This window comes from Mesorhizobium sp. WSM4842, from assembly GCF_055901575.1.
In genome coordinates, this window is sequence record NZ_CM148372.1 from 5,619,088 (window position 1) to 5,635,430 (window position 16,343).

General features: G+C 59.6%; 10 protein-coding genes. 5 read left to right on the forward strand and 5 right to left on the reverse strand.

Features of this window, described 5'->3' with window-relative positions; genetic code table 11:
- Positions 1–161 precede the first annotated feature (161 nt).
- Positions 162–1,217: an acyltransferase family protein gene (locus tag AC0NIE_RS27445; protein WP_473485092.1), complete on the forward strand. Its 1,056-nt coding sequence runs from the start codon at positions 162–164 to the stop codon at positions 1,215–1,217.
- A 799-nt stretch (positions 1,218–2,016) separates the two neighbouring features.
- Here AC0NIE_RS27445 and AC0NIE_RS27450 read toward each other — a convergent pair.
- Complete coding sequence (locus tag AC0NIE_RS27450) at positions 2,017–3,306, reverse strand: glycosyltransferase family 4 protein (protein WP_473485091.1); 1,290 nt, start codon at positions 3,304–3,306, stop codon at positions 2,017–2,019.
- A 23-nt stretch (positions 3,307–3,329) separates the two neighbouring features.
- On the reverse strand, positions 3,330–4,292 hold the full coding sequence (locus AC0NIE_RS27455; RefSeq protein WP_027153593.1) for an NAD-dependent epimerase/dehydratase family protein: 963 nt from the start codon (positions 4,290–4,292) through the stop codon (positions 3,330–3,332).
- Between the two features lie 325 nt (positions 4,293–4,617).
- Between AC0NIE_RS27455 and AC0NIE_RS27460 the strand changes: the two genes are divergently transcribed.
- Positions 4,618–5,961 (forward strand): nucleotide sugar dehydrogenase, encoded by a 1,344-nt coding sequence (locus AC0NIE_RS27460; protein ID WP_473485090.1) that lies wholly within the window; start codon positions 4,618–4,620, stop codon positions 5,959–5,961.
- A gap of 207 nt (positions 5,962–6,168) precedes the next feature.
- Here the strand turns inward: AC0NIE_RS27460 and AC0NIE_RS27465 are convergent, their stop codons facing one another.
- Both AC0NIE_RS27465 and AC0NIE_RS27470 read right to left on the reverse strand, forming a co-directional pair.
- Positions 6,169–8,451 carry an FG-GAP repeat domain-containing protein gene (locus tag AC0NIE_RS27465; protein ID WP_473485089.1) on the reverse strand — a complete coding sequence of 761 codons (2,283 nt, stop codon included), beginning with the start codon at positions 8,449–8,451 and terminating at the stop codon, positions 6,169–6,171.
- A 1-nt stretch (position 8,452) separates the two neighbouring features.
- Positions 8,453–9,277, reverse strand: a complete 825-nt coding sequence (locus tag AC0NIE_RS27470; protein WP_473485088.1) for a PIG-L deacetylase family protein — start codon at positions 9,275–9,277, stop codon at positions 8,453–8,455.
- A 106-nt stretch (positions 9,278–9,383) separates the two neighbouring features.
- Here AC0NIE_RS27470 and AC0NIE_RS27475 point away from each other — a divergent pair, with 106 nt between their 5' ends.
- Together AC0NIE_RS27475 and AC0NIE_RS27480 are read left to right on the forward strand one after the other, a co-directional pair.
- Positions 9,384–9,731: a hypothetical protein gene (locus AC0NIE_RS27475; protein WP_473485087.1), complete on the forward strand. Its 348-nt coding sequence runs from the start codon at positions 9,384–9,386 to the stop codon at positions 9,729–9,731.
- 560 nt (positions 9,732–10,291) lie between these two features.
- Positions 10,292–11,737, forward strand: a complete 1,446-nt coding sequence (locus AC0NIE_RS27480) for a lipopolysaccharide biosynthesis protein (RefSeq protein WP_123149515.1) — start codon at positions 10,292–10,294, stop codon at positions 11,735–11,737.
- A 352-nt stretch (positions 11,738–12,089) separates the two neighbouring features.
- Here the strand turns inward: AC0NIE_RS27480 and tssH are convergent, their stop codons facing one another.
- Entirely contained in the window at positions 12,090–14,840 is a 2,751-nt protein-coding gene (gene tssH / locus AC0NIE_RS27485; RefSeq protein ID WP_473485085.1) for a type VI secretion system ATPase TssH, read from the reverse strand.
- 334 nt (positions 14,841–15,174) lie between these two features.
- Between tssH and tssA the strand changes: the two genes are divergently transcribed.
- The gene (tssA, locus tag AC0NIE_RS27490; RefSeq protein ID WP_473485083.1) at positions 15,175–16,341 is read left to right on the forward strand and encodes a type VI secretion system protein TssA; all 1,167 of its coding nucleotides are present in this window, start codon (positions 15,175–15,177) and stop codon (positions 16,339–16,341) included.
- The last annotated feature ends 2 nt before the right edge of the window (positions 16,342–16,343 follow it).

The following is a 16,343-nucleotide window of genomic DNA, read 5'->3' on the forward strand; positions in this document are numbered from 1 at the left end:
AGGCACGTACCTTCGAAAGGATGAATTCGGCTCTCAAAGGACGAACTTACAATGCCCATCGGCGGCCTCTAAGCTCACTTTGACGCGCTCTGCCCAAAAACGGGTCTCCTTGCTGAGATCGCAATGCCCGACGCAAGAGGTCACTTCTTGAAGGCTATCAAATGAGTGATTTCGACTTACGAAGGCCCAACGCCCTAAGCTTCTTCCGGCTATTCTTTGCGTCGCTTGTTATTATATCCCACTCGCCGGAACTTATAGATGGGAACTCGAATCGTGAGGTGCTGAAGAACATCTTCGGTACGTTGACCTCCGGCCAAGTGGCTGTTTATGGGTTCTTCTTCATCAGTGGCTTCCTCGTGCTCGACAGCGCCATGCGAAGCAGTATCTACGCCTTCATGTCCAGACGTGTACTTCGTATAGTTCCGGGATTTGTTGTGGCATACTTGATCAGCATTAGCCTGGTATTTTGGCTGGGAGGTGGTGACTTTGATGAACTATCTCCGAGCCAGTGGGCGGCTAAGCTTTCCAAAATGGCGCTCTTGCTGAACCCGGCGCAGGTAGGATCGGCGTTTGCCGGGTCCCATGCACCAGATGTTAATGGATCACTATGGACTATTGCATACGAGTTTCGCTGTTATGTGCTTGTGGCAATCGTGGTATTCTGTCTCGGTCGCGCCACGCTTGTCTTTTCGATCATGTCAGTGTCACTGGCAATAATCCTCGTTAGTTCCATTTCGCAAGGTGTCTACTTTCGCTACGATCTTGGAAACTTTGAGCCCATCGGTAACGTGGACGATGCCGTACGTTTTACGATGATATTTTCCATTGGGGCGTTGTTTCAGCTGCTCAAGGAGTATGTGAGGAGGAGCAATCGGGTAGCGCTTTTGTGCTGTATCCTTCTCATAGGCGGGATGTGCTCGGAACGGCTAGCGCCCCTCGCAGTGGGCGTGTTTGGAGGTTATCTGCTCCTGTATTTGGCGTTTCTAAACGAGAACAGCGTGTTAAATTCGATTAACCGAAGGAATGATATATCGTACGGCGTGTATCTCTACGCATGGCCGATTCAGAAGCTACTGATCATGTATGTTCCGGCAATCACGCCTATGCAGCTGACGATCTTGACCTTGCCTATAGCAGTCTGCGCGGGCTTTCTCAGCTGGCATCTTGTTGAGAAACGCGCGATCCATATGCGGCTGGCGATCCTCCGCACTGCATAGTTCGGCTGTCGTTGGGCCGGTGCCCATGTTTGAAGACGACCTCGGTCGAAGCCGACGGCTCCGCCCGTCGGATAGACGCGGTTTCGCTCGCCGGACCGCCAGCACATGCTCGACGTGCCAGTTCCCATTGGCGTAGGAGGCGGGCAGAATGGTTACCATAGTCCATCGATGCCATAAACGACGCGATCGCCCGGGCCTTGCGCTGAAGCCCTCGCGCCTGGCGTCGTCGAGTTCATAGATCACCGGTGGGCGGTGCGCACTTAGGACCGACCGCTTCGGCGAACACACAGATGGTGTCGACCTGTTGGGCCGAGCGCTCTGCTCAATCGCGGCAGCGCTTTGCGGCACCGGTTCAAATGCATAGACGCGTCCTGCCGCCCCCACGCGGCGCGGCGCAATCGATGTCGTAGACATACGTCACCTGCTTTCAGGTTCGATGCAAATGGCTGCTGGACCGGCGGCTCGTAGGCGCCCCGCGCAAAATCTGGGTCGCCGCTCGCGTTACGATCCTGAGGCCACCCGCCTCGCCACCAGCAATGCGTTGCGATTTGGAGAACAGATTGCGGAGCGTTACAGCCAGGTTCACTCGGCCTCCTTCACTCCGCCCTTTGGGCTGGGTGCACCTGACGGCCGTTCGGGAAGAGAACGGCGGGCCTGACGGGCCCATTCCAATCCGACATGGGTTGGCCGTAGACCGATACGCTCACCGGGTTGAGCGCTACACTGAGGGTCGCCGCATGCGCATCACATCGGCCTACAAGCTGCGAGGCACTTGGCGATCGCCGCCCACCGCTAAAGCTCAATGGCTCACGATCTTTGTGGAAACATGGACCCGCGTGCCTGGGCGCAGTTTCTGATAGACGGACTTGAGCCGTTCTGCGCGCGCCTCCCACGAATACAGCTCGACGGCACGCTTGCGCCCTTCGCTTCCCATTTCGCTTGCCCGGACCGTATCCTCCAGCATCGTGATCAATGCCTGGGCGAGCTCGCCAGGAGCATCGACTTCGACCAGCATCCCGGTGCTGCCAGCTAGAATGGATTCACACATCCCGCCCACGCGCGTTCCCACCACCGGTATCCCGCAGGCCATGCCCTCCACGACCGATATTCCGAAGCTCTCGCTGAGGGACGGATTCACAACAATGTCGGCCTGATGGTACGTCGCTACGAGGTCCTTGTGGGGCACGTTGCCCACGAAGTGAACTCGATGACGTAACTCGTGGCGCTCGATGAGTTCCTCTAAATGTTCCCGATATTTGCAATTGCCCCAGCGATCGTAGAAACGGCTCAACGCGGTTACCCGCGGATCCGACGAGAGGCTGGTCAGGAAGTCCACCGGAAGCGGAGAATGCGGCCCTGCGATCCGAAGTTCCACGTCCGCAAACCTGGCCGCAACCTCACTGAAGGCCTCGATCAGTGTGTGAAGCCCCTTCTCTGGCGACACCCGCCCAACGAACAGGATGACACGTCGGGTTCTGATGGATGCGGAAGCCCGCTGCTCGCTCGGCCGAAAGTAAGAAACGTCCACGCCATTACCGACAGTGGCAACGACGCCAGGATAGTCCGGGAATGCAGAACGAAAGGTCCTTGCGATGTGGTCGCTGACGGCGACCACCGCATCCACCACCTTGAGCTGACGGGCCACCTGATCGCGGTCACGCTGTGACAGCCACTCGCACTGCATCTCAAGCACGAGCCGATGAGATGAGCTGGCTGCCTTCAGTTCCCGGCACCATGCCCAATAATTCATCAAATGGACGATATCTGGTTGATCGACGGCGAGGTAGCGACGAACCTTGTTACGATATTGCGAGTGGTCATCGGCCTTCCCATCCAGCCGCAGCCAGCGCGCCAGGCGCGGAAACTGGTGGATGATCCGCTGCAGCGCGCGGTCACGCCGCGCCGCAGCCCGCCGCACCGCGAACGGCAGGTCCGGGGGCACCGTGTCGTCTCGATAATGCTTGCCATAGAGCGTAATCTGCAGGCCTTCGCCGAGCCGAAGCGCCGTATTGTAGACGATCAGACCGATTGAGTTTTGAACAGGCGGAAAAAGTCTATCGTACGGCTGACCGACGTATACGAGCTTCATGTCACTCCCCACCGTCAGCTCGTTCAGGCGACTCTTCTAAGTGCAGGGCGGTCTTCCGGTCGGGAGAGGTGGTCGGCGAGGCGGCGAATGCCCTCTTCGAGCGGCACCAGGGGACGGTTCAATATAGCCTTCATCTTGTTCGTGTCAGGACAGCGGCGCGTCATGTCGCCCTCCGCAAGGGGCGGTCGGAATTCCAACTTCGATGACGAGCCCAGCACTTCGATGACAAACTCGGCCAGCTGTCGAATGCTCATTTCCACGTCGCTGCCCACGTTGATCACTTCGTTCTCGTGCGCGCGCGTTCGATGAACCGCGATGCAAGCGTCAACCGTGTCGTCGACATAGCAGAAGGTGCGGGTCTGCGAACCGTCCCCGTAAATCGTCAGGGGCTCGCCGCGCTGGGCGGCACGCACAAATCGCGGCAGAACGAAATCCTCGCTCTGACGTGGTCCGTAGGTGTTGAAGAAGCGAAAAATGGTAAATGGCAGTCCAAACTCACGCTGAAAAGTGCGCAGATAGACCTCTCCAAGATTCTTCACCACTGCATACGGCAGACGAGAGTTAAGCGGCGTGGTGCTCTCGTTTTGAGGAATCTCGAAAGGCTCGCCATATACCTCCGATGACGAAGCGAAGTAGACACGCTCGGCGCCGGTGTTCTTGCATAGCCTCAGCACGTTCTCGATACCGGTGATGTCGCGCAGCACGAGCAACGGATTTGCCAAAGTCCGCTGCACACCGACCACGGCTGCGAAGTGGAAGACGTGGGTGAAATGGAAGCGGTAGAACAATGATGAGATGTCGTCGAAATCGTTCGCATCCGCCTTTACAACGGTCAGATTGCCCGCGTCTATTTGTACCTTGTCTCGACTTCCGGTCGACAGGTTGTCAGCGACGACCACCTGGGTCTGAGGTAGCTTGACCAACGCGCGAGTGAGGGCACTGCCGATATTGCCCGCTCCACCAGTTACCAGGATCGATTGCGTCATATTCCCCACCTCGACCGAACAGTTTAATCGACTGACGCAGTGTGCGTCCCTTCGCCAAACGCGGCATCTTCGATCTCGCGAGCGAAGGTGGCTCCCAGATCCTTTAGGATGTCGCTTGAAAGTTAAATGTGGCAGCGCAAGGTTTATTTGACAACGTGGCTTGGGGTAAGCATTTCGGCTGTTCTCCCAATGGTGCAATCCATGCTATTTTCAGCTCTGGGGTTGGCTAAGCGCATACATTTTGCTGATTGCTGTGGACTGCTTCCCCGCGGTAATTGAGGCGATCCTTTATTGTCGACATTGAAGCGAAAGTTGCCAGCATCTCATGCAGACTGCTCCAGACCTTCAGGAACTGGTTAACCGCATCCGAACGCGGGACTACACCATTGGCATCATGGGCCTCGGCTACGTTGGTTTGCCGCTCGCCATGATCTCGCTGGACGCGGGGTTCAAAGTCATCGGTTTCGACATCGACGCGTCTCGGGTTGCACTTCTTAACCGCGGAGAAACAGGCATAGATCATTTGCCTGGTGCTGCCATCAAAGTGGCTGTCGACAGCAAGCGGTTTCGCGCCACCAGCGATTTCGCCGACCTAAGCGAACCCGACGCGATCTTGATAGCGGTGCCAACGCCGCTTACCAAAAACCGGGAGCCGAACCTGTCGTTCGTCGAAAACAGCGCACGTGCGATCGCGGAGCGGCTGCGCCCTGGTCAACTTGTCGTTCTGGAGTCGACGACCTGGCCAGGAACGACGCGAGAGGTCGTGCAGCCGCTGCTGCTCGAGGCGACGAATCTTTCTCTAGGAAAGGACTTTTTTCTCGCCTATTCGCCCGAACGGGTGGACCCAGGCAACGACGTACACACCACCGCCACAGTTCCAAAGGTGATAGGCGCCGACGACCCATCGTCCCTACAGGTTGCCAAGGAACTGTACGACCAGATCATCGTGCAAACCGTTCCCGTGGCCTCCACCGCAACGGCAGAGGCTGTGAAGCTGACCGAGAACATATTTCGCTCTGTGAACATTGCGTTGGTCAATGAGCTAAAGGTGATTTTTGACAGGATGGGCATCGACGTCTGGGAGGTGATCGAAGCCGCCAAGACCAAGCCGTTCGGATATATGGCGTTTTATCCAGGCCCAGGCCTCGGCGGGCACTGCATCCCGATCGATCCATTCTACCTGACCTGGAAGGCAAGAGAGTACGAAATAACAACGCGCTTCATCGAACTTGCCGGTGAAATCAACACGAACATGCCGCATTATGTGGTTGACCGCCTTGTGGAGGCCTTGGACCGGCGAGCCAGCCGCGGCCTGAGCGGTTCGCGGATCTTGGTGATCGGGATGTCCTACAAGAAAAACGTGGGTGACACACGAGAAAGCCCATCGTTGAAGCTGATCGACATCATGGAGCGACGCGGGGCAGTCGTTGATTACCACGACCCCTACGTACCGGAGATACCCGGAACAAGAGAGTACGCCACCCTGGCAGGTCGCCCCTCTGTGGATATCTGCGCTAGCAGTTTGGCATCGTATGATGCCGTTGTCATCTCGACAGATCATGATGCGATTGATTGGCAGAACATCACCAAGCACGCAAAGCTGGTACTCGATACCAGAAATGCTTGTGCGCGCAGTCAGTCACGCACCGACAACGTCGTAAAGGCATGAGCGGCCCGACTTGCGCACTGGTTTGGTCAACCCGCTATCGACAGCGTCGAATGGTTTAACACGTCGAGCGGTTGAATTCATTCAGCGCATCGCATTTTCCCGGACTTGAGCGTCGAGGCATGAGCGCCCGCGCAGCGTGTAAACAGGTGGTGCCGGACGAGGTCGCTACGGTTCCATGCGGCGCCGGCCGATGCTCACCCCTCCCCGTCAGCGGGCCTTTTGGTCGCCATCAGCATCCTTGCCGACCGCGTCATTCCGCCAGACATGGATCGCTTCGAATGCGTCCCATGCGATCGACACGATGTCGAGATCCCCGTCACCGTCGAGGTCGACCGTCCTTGCTCCCAGATGGCTTTCCATTCCTTCGCCGACCAGCTGCTCGATGAACCGTCCCCCACCCAGATTATGCCAGCTCGAGAGGCGAAGTGCGCCGCGATGCTCGCCCATGATAAGATCCGGCCTGCCGTCCCCGGTCATATCGGACACGGAAAGGCTATTAAGGGAACCGCGCGAGGTGATTTCGTGTTGCTCCCAGTCGGAGGAGCTGTCGCCGGGGTTGTGCCACCAATACGCCTTAGCGCTGTCGGCTTTGCCATTTTCCTCGGTCACGACGATGTCCGCACGTCCATCGCCATCAAGATCGGCGGCCGCGACGCGGTCGGGATAGACCATTTCAGGAACTTTTCCAACATGCCGAAGCTCCCAGTCTGGCGAGCCGTCACCTGGATTGCGCCACCATGCGGCCGTCTTTGCATCGCCGGTCGTGGCGACAAGGTCAAGTAGACCGTCGCCATCGATATCGGCGAATGCGATCCCTTCATCAGACGCTTCGACGCAGATGCGGGTGCGCGGCCATGGCTCGACTGTTGGATCGTCAGGAATCTTAAAATAGAAAACCCCACCGCCACTCGAGACCGCCAGCTCCGGCTTCCCACCTTTTACGACCTGGGCTAGCGCATGGCCCTGAGAGCCGAGCTCATGACTGGCGGCGGGAACCTCTCCGATCCCGTGCTCTTCAAAGCGGCGCGCTTCAATGTCCTCGGCACGGAGCCACACCAGGTGCAGCGCCCTGCCTCCGCCGCGCTGTGCTATGACCTCCCCGCGCCCGTCACCATCGAGATCCAGGGCTGCGACCGCGTCCACACCCTCGGCAAGCGGGGTCCGTTCCCATTCTGTGTTCCAGGCTTCGGACGGTTGACGGTACCAGAACGGACCCGAGATGATGTCTGTGAGATCATCACCATCCATGGCGGAAAAAGCGATCCCAAAGGAGCGGACGTGCCCGTTCGTGATGCGATGATAGGTCCAGCGGTCGAGGCGGACCGATGCAGGCGGATCCAGCCGATTGATCCACACTCTGACAGGCGGGTTGCCCACCCAGTTCGCCCCATAGATGTCAAAATCGCCGTCCTTGTCGACATCGGCGACGACGCCGTTGTGGAGACCCACATCGTCGATCACTTGACGGGCCCAGCGCGTTCCTCGCCCGTCAATATTGTAATGGATCGCGAGTTTGCGCTCCTCGGTCGTATGCATCTGCCCGACCACCACATCGTTGTCCCCGTCTCCGTCCATGTCGGCTGCCTGCAGCGTATGGGCGCCCGCGACAGAAGGCTGAATGACATGGCGGATCCAGCGGCCCGTCGGTCCGGCGAGGGGCTGGAACCAGGCGACGTCGTCAGTGTGCTCGGAACTCGAAGTCAGAATGTCGGCGCGGCCGTCCTGGTCAAGGTCGGTGACGAGCGCCTTGAATGCAGGATTGAACGGACCAAGCTCGTAGCTGCGCCATAATGCTGGATCGCGTGCTGCCGCTGCGCCTGGATTCGACGCCCATACTCCGTGCAGGACGAGATCGACATCAGCATCGCCGTCAATATCACCGATTGCCATTCCCTCTTCGCCAAAGTTGAAGAAGAACAAGCCCACGCGGGTCCAGGAGCTGGGGCTTTCTTGGAAGAAAATCATCACTTCGCCAGGCGCCCGAACGACAATATCAACGAGGCCGTCCCCGTCGAAATCGGCCGCCTTGATGTCTTTGCCCCAGCTGCCGACTGCACCGATTTCCCGACGCTTCCAGCTGGGACCGTGGGTCGGGTTATCATTCGGCCGCGGGTTCTCGAACCAGACGAGATTGACAGCTTCGGACCCATCGGCCGTGACGATGTCGGGATCACCGTCCCCATCGATGTCGGCAAGCACGCCGTCGGTGGTGAACTCGACGCGGGGCCTCGCGATTACGGTGTGGACCAGATCGGGCCACCGCCACCAAGACATCGCATCCTCGGGGAAGCCGCCAAGAACGAAATCTAGTCGATTATCGCCGTCTATATCGCCAACAAGCTTTACGTCTCCTGAATAGGGGGCAATCTCTTTGCGTTCAAAAACAAGACCCGACTCTAGAATTTCTTCGGGAGGTCCCTGTCCCTGAGCGGCGTCGCAACTTGCGAGGGTGTACCCGATCATAAGGACCGCGATCAGGCGGCCAAACATGCTAAATGTTGATTTCGTAGCGTGTGAACATTTCGTAGTCGGCCAGCAATCGCCCGACGAAATCTCCCCCCGACAAGTCCGACAGCGTCCGCCATTCATCTAGGTTCTCCAGGCGCTGCATCTGCGACGCATGCGCCGCCAGCGCTTCACGCTTTACGCCGATAACATCGCCAACATAGGCGAGGCTATTGAGCGTGGACGGCGCCCGCAGCCCTGCCGCCGTCTTGATCGTCTGCCGCAAAGTAACACGCCACATATTCGGCAGATCGCCCCACAGACTTGTCCATGGCCAATGGTACCAATACCAGACTGGATACTCGAATACCGTGACAGGGCGACCATAGGCACGAAGCGCCGCGCGAACTGCCGCATTGACGGCGACATGATCGGAAGTCGGATCCTTTGCATGGTTCACGAAAACGCTCTGCGGCCGCCATGAGTTGAGCATCGACACGACCGCATCTGTTATCTCATGAACGTGATGATTGGCCGCCCCGTCTGGAAGGCGTAAGAATGTAACACTTTCGGATGATGCGCCCAGACGATGAACTGCTTCGATGGCTTCGGCCTCGCGTGTCGCCCGCAAGGTTTCAGGATGCATAAGGTGGCGATGAGACGCGGCGCCATCGGTGACGAAAACAAAACGGACTTGGGCGCCCGAGGCAATCTTTTTGGCCGCAACGCCACCGCAACCCAGCGTCTCGTCATCCGGATGCGGCGCAACAATGACAGCCGACGCTGACCAGTCGCCTATCTCAAACGGCCTAAGTCGCAGTCGCAATTGACTATCAAGCATGGTGCTGAAGGTCTGCCTAAAGGTCCACATCGGTGCGCTTCCATCATCCGTTCGCTCGCGTCGTTGAACGCCGATCGCCCATGGTAACAGAACTCACGGGCGTTCGAGACCCGTGTTTGCTGGTGGGGAAGGCTTTATGAACGTGGGGATCCCCGCGGGGGGATTGGGGACACGGCCGGCCGAGGAAACAGGAGAGCCGCCCAAGCCGATGGTCGAGATCGGTCCGATGCCGATCCTGTGGCACATCATGATGCACTACCACCGCTACGGCCATCGCGACTTTGCCATCGCGCTTGGATACAAGGGCGAGTACATCAAGCGCCGGTTCAGCGATTACATTCCCTTGAACGACAGCTTGACGGTCCACGCCGCAACCCAGGGATGTGAAACGCCACGCTGCGTGACTGGCGTGCGCTGCAAGAGATGGTCGAGCAGGGATATAGCCTGGAAAGGTCATCGCCGAGCGGACCGAGACAGCTGCTAAGCCCGCTTCTTGATCGCCCGCGCGGGTGGGCGTGTGGAACGCGGGATGGTCAATCGGTAATCAGTGTGCACCAAACAGACATACGCCGTTTGGGGACGTTTACGTTCCCACGCTCCGGCGTAAGGTTTGGCACGATGCACTCGAACGAATTCCAATCCCAGCAACGCGCCCGCCGCGATGACATCAGGATATCAGCCGTAACACCGCCTAATTTGATTGCGCTAAAAAGAGGATCTCCAGAGGAGCTGCCTATGACCAATAAGAACTGGATGCAGCCACCCTTCCTCTCCAACCACAGTATCCTCAGCCATGGGTGCTTGTGGGTGGTGGAATAGAATGACGAGCAAGCACGCTAAACGCCGTCCGTGTCCCGCGACGGCTCTGCGTTCGCGAGGTTCCAGCTCGACAAACGATAGCTGGAGAGAGGTCGACGGCTCTCCTTTTTATTCACGTAGACCAGGCCAGATCGCTAGCGGCGCAGCCGTGAGACGAAGACGGAAAGCCTTGGCTGCGCGATCGAAAGTCGCAGGCCTGTCTGCCAACGGGCAAAGAGACGTGCGATGACATCGATCGGCGCGAAGATTGTCAGCGGCGCAGCCTGGGCAGCAGTCGAAACATGGGGTCGGCAAGCAGCCATGTTTGCCGTTTTTGTCGTATTGGCCAGGCATCTCGGACCTGAAGCATTCGGCCTCGCCGCCCTCTCCATGGTTGTACCCGTCATTCTTGCTGTTCCGGTCACGATCGGAATACCGGAGGCACTCATCCAGCATCCTAAAATCGAGTCCTCACACTTTGACTCGGCCTTCTGGCTTCTCACCGCGACCGGCGCGGTGATTAGCGGGCTCATCTGGACGTCTGCCGGTTTGATTGCTGCAGCGTTCGGACAGCCCATTCTCGAAGATCTCATCCGCTGGAGCAGCGTGGTCGTCGTAATTCAGGCTCTCTCGTCGGTACCTGCGGCTGTGTTGAAGCGCCAACTCGAGTTCCGCTTGTTCGCGTTGCGTACACTTGCCGGCACCGTCGTCGGCGGCACACTCGGCATCGTCTTGGCAATAGCCGGTTTCGGGGTATGGAGCATGATTTGGATGCACCTTGCGAAAGCGGCTGTGGAAACCGCTGTCCTTCTCCTTGGCAGTTCTTGGCGGCCCGGTCTGACCTTCTCCTATGCAAAGGTTCGTGACCTATTAGGATTTGGCGGCCCGCTTATCGTCCAGACTTTTTGGAGTTTTTTGAACGAGGAAATTCCAAAGGTCCTACTCGGTACGTTCCTCGGCCCCTATGCGGTCGGAGTCTATGCTCTCGCCCGTCGTCCGCTCGACCTTCTGGTGCAAGTATTCCTCAGTCCGCTGATGGCTGTCACAATGCCCACCGTGGCACGGATTCAAGATCAACCCGAAAAGATCGACCGTTTCTTCAACACGACCGTCCGCATGGCCGGGATAGCGGGATTTCCTGCATTCGTCGGATTTGCCGCGATCGCACCGATCGCGGTTCCCTTTATCTTCGGCCCGCAATGGGCCAGCGGGGTCGTCGCTGTCCAGATTCTCATGCTGCTGGGCCTGCAACGCACTATTGACAGCCTCTGCGCGTTTACGATCCTTGCAATGGGTCACTCCAGGTTGATCCTGAAGTTGAACATAGCTTACTCTGTTGTCGCAACGATGCTGTTGTCCGTCACTGCGCAGATCAGCCTCGAGATGACAATGGTGGCGCTCGTAGCCTGCAGCCTGGTCCTCCTACCCATCTTCCTCTTCTACGCTCAGCGCATCGCGCGTATCGACGTGCTGAGACCCCTTGAGATCTTCCCACGACTGGCTCTCGCCGCCCTCCTGATGTTCGGCGCCATTAGCGCGTGGCTACGCAGCGCGCCTGAGCACGCCGCCCAGGAGACACTCCTTATTGGCGCAATCGTCCTTGGAGCCTCTGTCTATGGTACGGCTCTCTTCGTGCTGGTGCGCTCTGACCTGTTCAATGCGCGAGACTTGTTCCTCAGGCTTCGCGGCTAGTTTGGTGTCGGGCGCGGCCTGTAGATGCGGGATTTCGAGGTACCGATACTGCCCTCCATCCTCTTTGATGCACCTTGGGCCTGCTTGGCCAGAGCACGGAATGCCTGCGACTTCGCTGGGCGGCCTAGTTTGCCGGGAAAGGGCAACGGGAAATGGGAGAAGACCTTGGGCATCCCACGCTGCTGCAGCAAGGGTTTGCGAGATCGAACCGCTTTCCCAAACCGCAACCGCGTCTATGCGTGAGACAAGGTTCGCGACAGCGTTTTGAGACGGCTCAGTAAATGGCCCCCTCCACCCCAGGCGGTCCTACGGCTCCGGTGCCAAGCACTGGAGCTATAGAATTGCTCCTGGGCTATTCGAAGGAATAGGTGAATCCTCCTTCGGAGGCTCCGACAGTCACTTTCGTCATCTTTTCGCCCTCGAGCGACCGGTTCAGCACGCCGCGGCTCAATTCCGGCAGAAGCGTGTTTGTCAAAATGGCGTCGATCATTCGGCCGCCGGATTCGATCTCGGTGCAGCGGGCCTTGACCAGATCCATGACACCGTCACCGATCACCAACTCGGCATCGTTGCTTAAGCGCAGCCGGCGGGCGATCTTGGCGAACTGATGGCGGGTGATCGCTTCGATCATCATGTCCGAGAGCGGGTAGTAAGGGATGGTCACCACCCGGCCGAGGAAGGCCGCTGGGAAAACCTTCAGCAGCGGGGCGCGCAATGCTGTGTCGAGATCGTCGAGCCCCGCCCGCACCGTGCCGCTGCTGGTACGGTCCATGATGACTTCGGAGCCAACGTTCGAGGTGAGCAGGATCAGCGTGTTCTTGAAATCGATCCGCCGGCCCTCACTGTCATCCATCATTCCCTTGTCGAAGACCTGGAAGAAGATTTCATGAACGTCCGGATGCGCCTTCTCGACCTCGTCAAGCAGGATCACCGAATACGGCTTGCGCCGGACCGCCTCGGTGAGGATGCCGCCCTTGCCGTAGCCGACATATCCGGGTGGCGCGCCCTTCAAGGTAGAGACCGTGTGCGCCTCCTGGAACTCGGACATATTGATCGAAATGAGGTTCTGCTCGCCGCCGTAGAGCGTCTCGGCCAGGGCGAGCGCGGTTTCGGTCTTGCCGACGCCCGAGGGACCGCAGAGCAGAAAAACCCCCACTGGTTTTTCGGGCGCGCCGAGCCCGGCCCGGCTGGTCTGCACGCGCTTGGCAATCATTTCCATGGCGTGATCCTGACCGACCACGCGCTCGGACAGAGTGGCGGCGAGCCGCAGCGCCTTTTCGGTCTGGCTCGACAGCATCCGGCCAGTCGGGATGCCGGTCCAGTCCTGCACCACGGCCGCCACGGCATTGCGGTCGACAGACGGCAGGATCAGCGGCGTCTCGCCCTGCGCTTCGGCCAGTTCGGCCATCAGCTCCCGCAACCGCGCGAGATCGGCAGCCGGGTCGGGTGGAGAAGGACCGGCAGTGCCCGTTGCATCCGCATCGGTTTCAGGCATTTCGATCTCAGGCGCATCCGCACTTGGTGTTTCGGCGACCGCCTCCGGAGTCTCCACGGCATCGAGCGGCACACCCTCGCCGCGCAGCCTGGCGCGCAATTCGAGTATCTCGCCGACCAGCGCCTTTTCCCGATCCCAGCGCTGCTGGGCGGCAGCAAGCGTGAGTTCGGTCTCGGCAAGCCCGGTTTCGACCCGAGCCTGCCGGTCGGCCACGCCGATGCCGATCGCTGCCTCGCGGCCGATGATGGCGCGCTCGACCTCCAGCGCCTGGCGGCGGCGCATAATGTCCTCCACCTCGGCAGGAGTGGCATGCTGCGAAATGGCGACACGGGCGCAGGCGGTGTCGAGAAGGCTCACGGCCTTGTCGGGCAGTTGCCGCGCCGGGATGTAGCGGTGGGACAGGCCGACCGCCGCCTCGATCGCCTCATCGAGTATCTGCACCTTGTGATGCTGCTCGAGGACACCGGCGACACCGCGCAGCATCAGAACGGCCACCGCTTCCGACGGCTCATCTATCTTGACGACCTGGAAGCGACGGGTAAGCGCCGGATCCTTCTCGATGTGCTGCTTGTATTCGGCCCAGGTCGTTGCCGCGATCGTGCGAAGCTCACCGCGCGCCAGCGCCGGCTTCAGCAGATTGGCGGCATCACCGGTTCCTGCCGCGCCGCCGGCGCCGATCAAGGTGTGCGCTTCGTCAATGAAGAGGATGACCGGCGTTTCGGAGGATTGCACCTCGTCAATGACCGCCTTCAGCCGTTTTTCGAATTCGCCCTTTACGCTTGCGCCCGCCTGCATCAGGCCGACATCGAGCATGCGCACGCTGACGCCCTGCAGCGTCGGCGGCACGTCGCCCTCGGCAATGCGCAAGGCAAAGCCCTCGACGACCGCGGTTTTGCCGACCCCGGCCTCGCCGGTCAGGATCGGGTTGTTTTGCCGGCGCCGCATCAGGATATCGACGATCTGCCTGATCTCAGGATCGCGCCCGACGACCGGATCGATCTTGCCGTCGAGGGCGCGCTGGGTCAGGTCGGTTGCATACTTCGCCAGCGCCGAATCCCCGCCCGCAGCCCGCCGCGGTGTTTCGGAGGCGGGAACCGCAGTCGAGGCGCCAGCTTCGAGTGACCCCTCCATGACATCTGCGAACCGCGCAATGACGGCCTGTGCATCGATCTTGTCGAATTCGCCGCTTATCTTTGACAGCAGCCCTTCCAGCACCGGCGTCTTCAGGCAGGCGAGCAGAATATGCGCACTGCGGACTTCCTCGACGCTGAATTCCAGCCCGGCCAGGCTCCAGGCTTCCTGGATGGCGTGAAAGATGTGATCGGAAAATTCCTCGATTGAAGTGGCGCCGTAAGGCAGCTTGTCGACTGCGCGGGTCATATCGGCCGTGAGCCGGCTCGCATCCACCCCGGCGTCTGCCAGTATTTGGTGCACATCCGAGCGCTCGGAAAGCACCAGTTGTTCGACGAAGTGGACGAGCTCGACATAGGGATTGCCGCGCAGTTTGGCGGTGTCGGCCGCAGCCTTGAAGGCGCGCAAACAGACAGGATTAAGTTTGGCGACCAGTTCCTTGCGTTTAAAGCTCTGCGACGACCGGCGCTGTTCCATCGAACTTGCCCCTCCAATCTGCCAGCCAACAGCCTGCCACATAAGCAGCGACTTGACAAAGAGCGTTTATGAGCGGGGCGTCCGGGTGTTCGATTCAATCGACTTCTTCCGTCCCGGCTGAAGCCGGCGACATCGGCTACAACAGCCATGGAACGCCCCGCCTGTTTGCGATGCATTCACATACGGGGTTCGACGATCGCGCCAGCGATTTCGAGCTCAGGCACCGGCTTGCAAGCTTCCATTCAGATTGAGCAACAACTAAATTGTGGTAAAGTGTCGCGGTGTGGTAACGTTGGGTCACGCACGGCCCAAGAGCCGCTCGCTGGGGGATGGTGTGATCGATCTCGCACTCTGGCTGAATCCGCTGGACGGTGAAAATCCGTCAGGGGAAGACTTGCGCAACGATCCAGCCTTTCATGAGCTGGAGCGTCTCACGGAACAGCAAAAAAAGGTCGAGTATCAAGGCAACGACAAGTCGGAAGTCGATGTTCCGATCGACTGGCCCGCGGTGCTCGCCAAGGCCGAAGAGCTGCGTACGCACGGCCGGGACCTGCGCCTCCTCGTCATCGTCACGCGTGCTCTGGCCAACGAGCATCGGCTTGCCGGGCTGACTCACGGCCTGACCCTCATCGTGCAAACCTTCGATCAGCATTGGGAAACCATGCATCCGGCCCTGCGGTCCGGTGCCACGCCACGCGACGCCGCCTTGCGCCGCATCAATGCGCTGACTGACCTTCAGAACAGCCAGGATGGCCTGCTCAAGGACCTGCGGAAAATGACGTTTTTCGCGCCGCGCGCCATCGGGCCGGTCCTCGGCGAGGACCTGGAGAAGGGCTCCCTTGAAGAGCGCGTCATGCTGGCGGAGGCTGCCTCGGGGCTGAACGCGGCCGAAAAGGCAGCGCTGGCGAGCGCGCACAGCCAACTGTTGAACCGGGTGCGCAGCGCATGCGCGACACAGATCGATCAGGCCGGCGCGGAGATGACGTCGCTCATCGCCGACGCCCGCGCCGCGATCGCGGCTCTCGATGCGGTCGAGGCCGCCCTCAACGCTCGCGTCGAAGGTGGCGCCACCGCTCCGGAATTGAAACGGTTTCTGCAGCGTGTACTGACGACCCTCGAACGAAACTCGGCCGCCGGGGCTACCGCGAATGGCGCCGCGAAGCCAGTTTCGGCGCCTGCGGAACCGGCAACGCCTGCTCGAAACGGTCATGGAGCCGATCCTATGGCAAGTGTGGCAAGCTACGTGGAGCCCGCCAGCAGCCTACCCGACCGGATTTCCTCGCGCGACGACGTCGTCAAATGCCTCGACCTCGTCGTCGCCTTCTATGACCGCACCGAACCGTCGAGCCCGATCCCGCACCTCGCTCGCCGCGTGCGCCGGATGGTGCATATGGATTTTGTTGAACTGATGGAAGATCTCGCCCCGTCGGGGCTGAAGGAATTCCGGCTTCTTGCCGGCGTTCCCGATGCCAAGAAGACGGCCCAGAAGGATGAAAGGTAACA

Bases quoted from the DNA above. Each gene is read 5' to 3' on its own strand.
- AC0NIE_RS27450 (WP_473485091.1), bottom strand. From the start codon at position 3,306: ATGAAGCTCGTATACGTCGGTCAGCCGTACGATAGACTTTTTCCGCCT.
- AC0NIE_RS27470 (WP_473485088.1), bottom strand. From the start codon at position 9,277: ATGTGGACCTTTAGGCAGACCTTCAGCACCATGCTTGATAGTCAATTG.
- AC0NIE_RS27480 (WP_123149515.1), top strand. From the start codon at position 10,292: ATGACATCGATCGGCGCGAAGATTGTCAGCGGCGCAGCCTGGGCAGCA.
- tssH (WP_473485085.1), bottom strand. From the start codon at position 14,840: ATGGAACAGCGCCGGTCGTCGCAGAGCTTTAAACGCAAGGAACTGGTC.
- AC0NIE_RS27445 (WP_473485092.1), top strand. From the start codon at position 162: ATGAGTGATTTCGACTTACGAAGGCCCAACGCCCTAAGCTTCTTCCGG.
- AC0NIE_RS27465 (WP_473485089.1), bottom strand. From the start codon at position 8,451: ATGTTTGGCCGCCTGATCGCGGTCCTTATGATCGGGTACACCCTCGCA.
- AC0NIE_RS27475 (WP_473485087.1), top strand. From the start codon at position 9,384: ATGAACGTGGGGATCCCCGCGGGGGGATTGGGGACACGGCCGGCCGAG.
- AC0NIE_RS27455 (WP_027153593.1), bottom strand. From the start codon at position 4,292: ATGACGCAATCGATCCTGGTAACTGGTGGAGCGGGCAATATCGGCAGT.
- AC0NIE_RS27460 (WP_473485090.1), top strand. From the start codon at position 4,618: ATGCAGACTGCTCCAGACCTTCAGGAACTGGTTAACCGCATCCGAACG.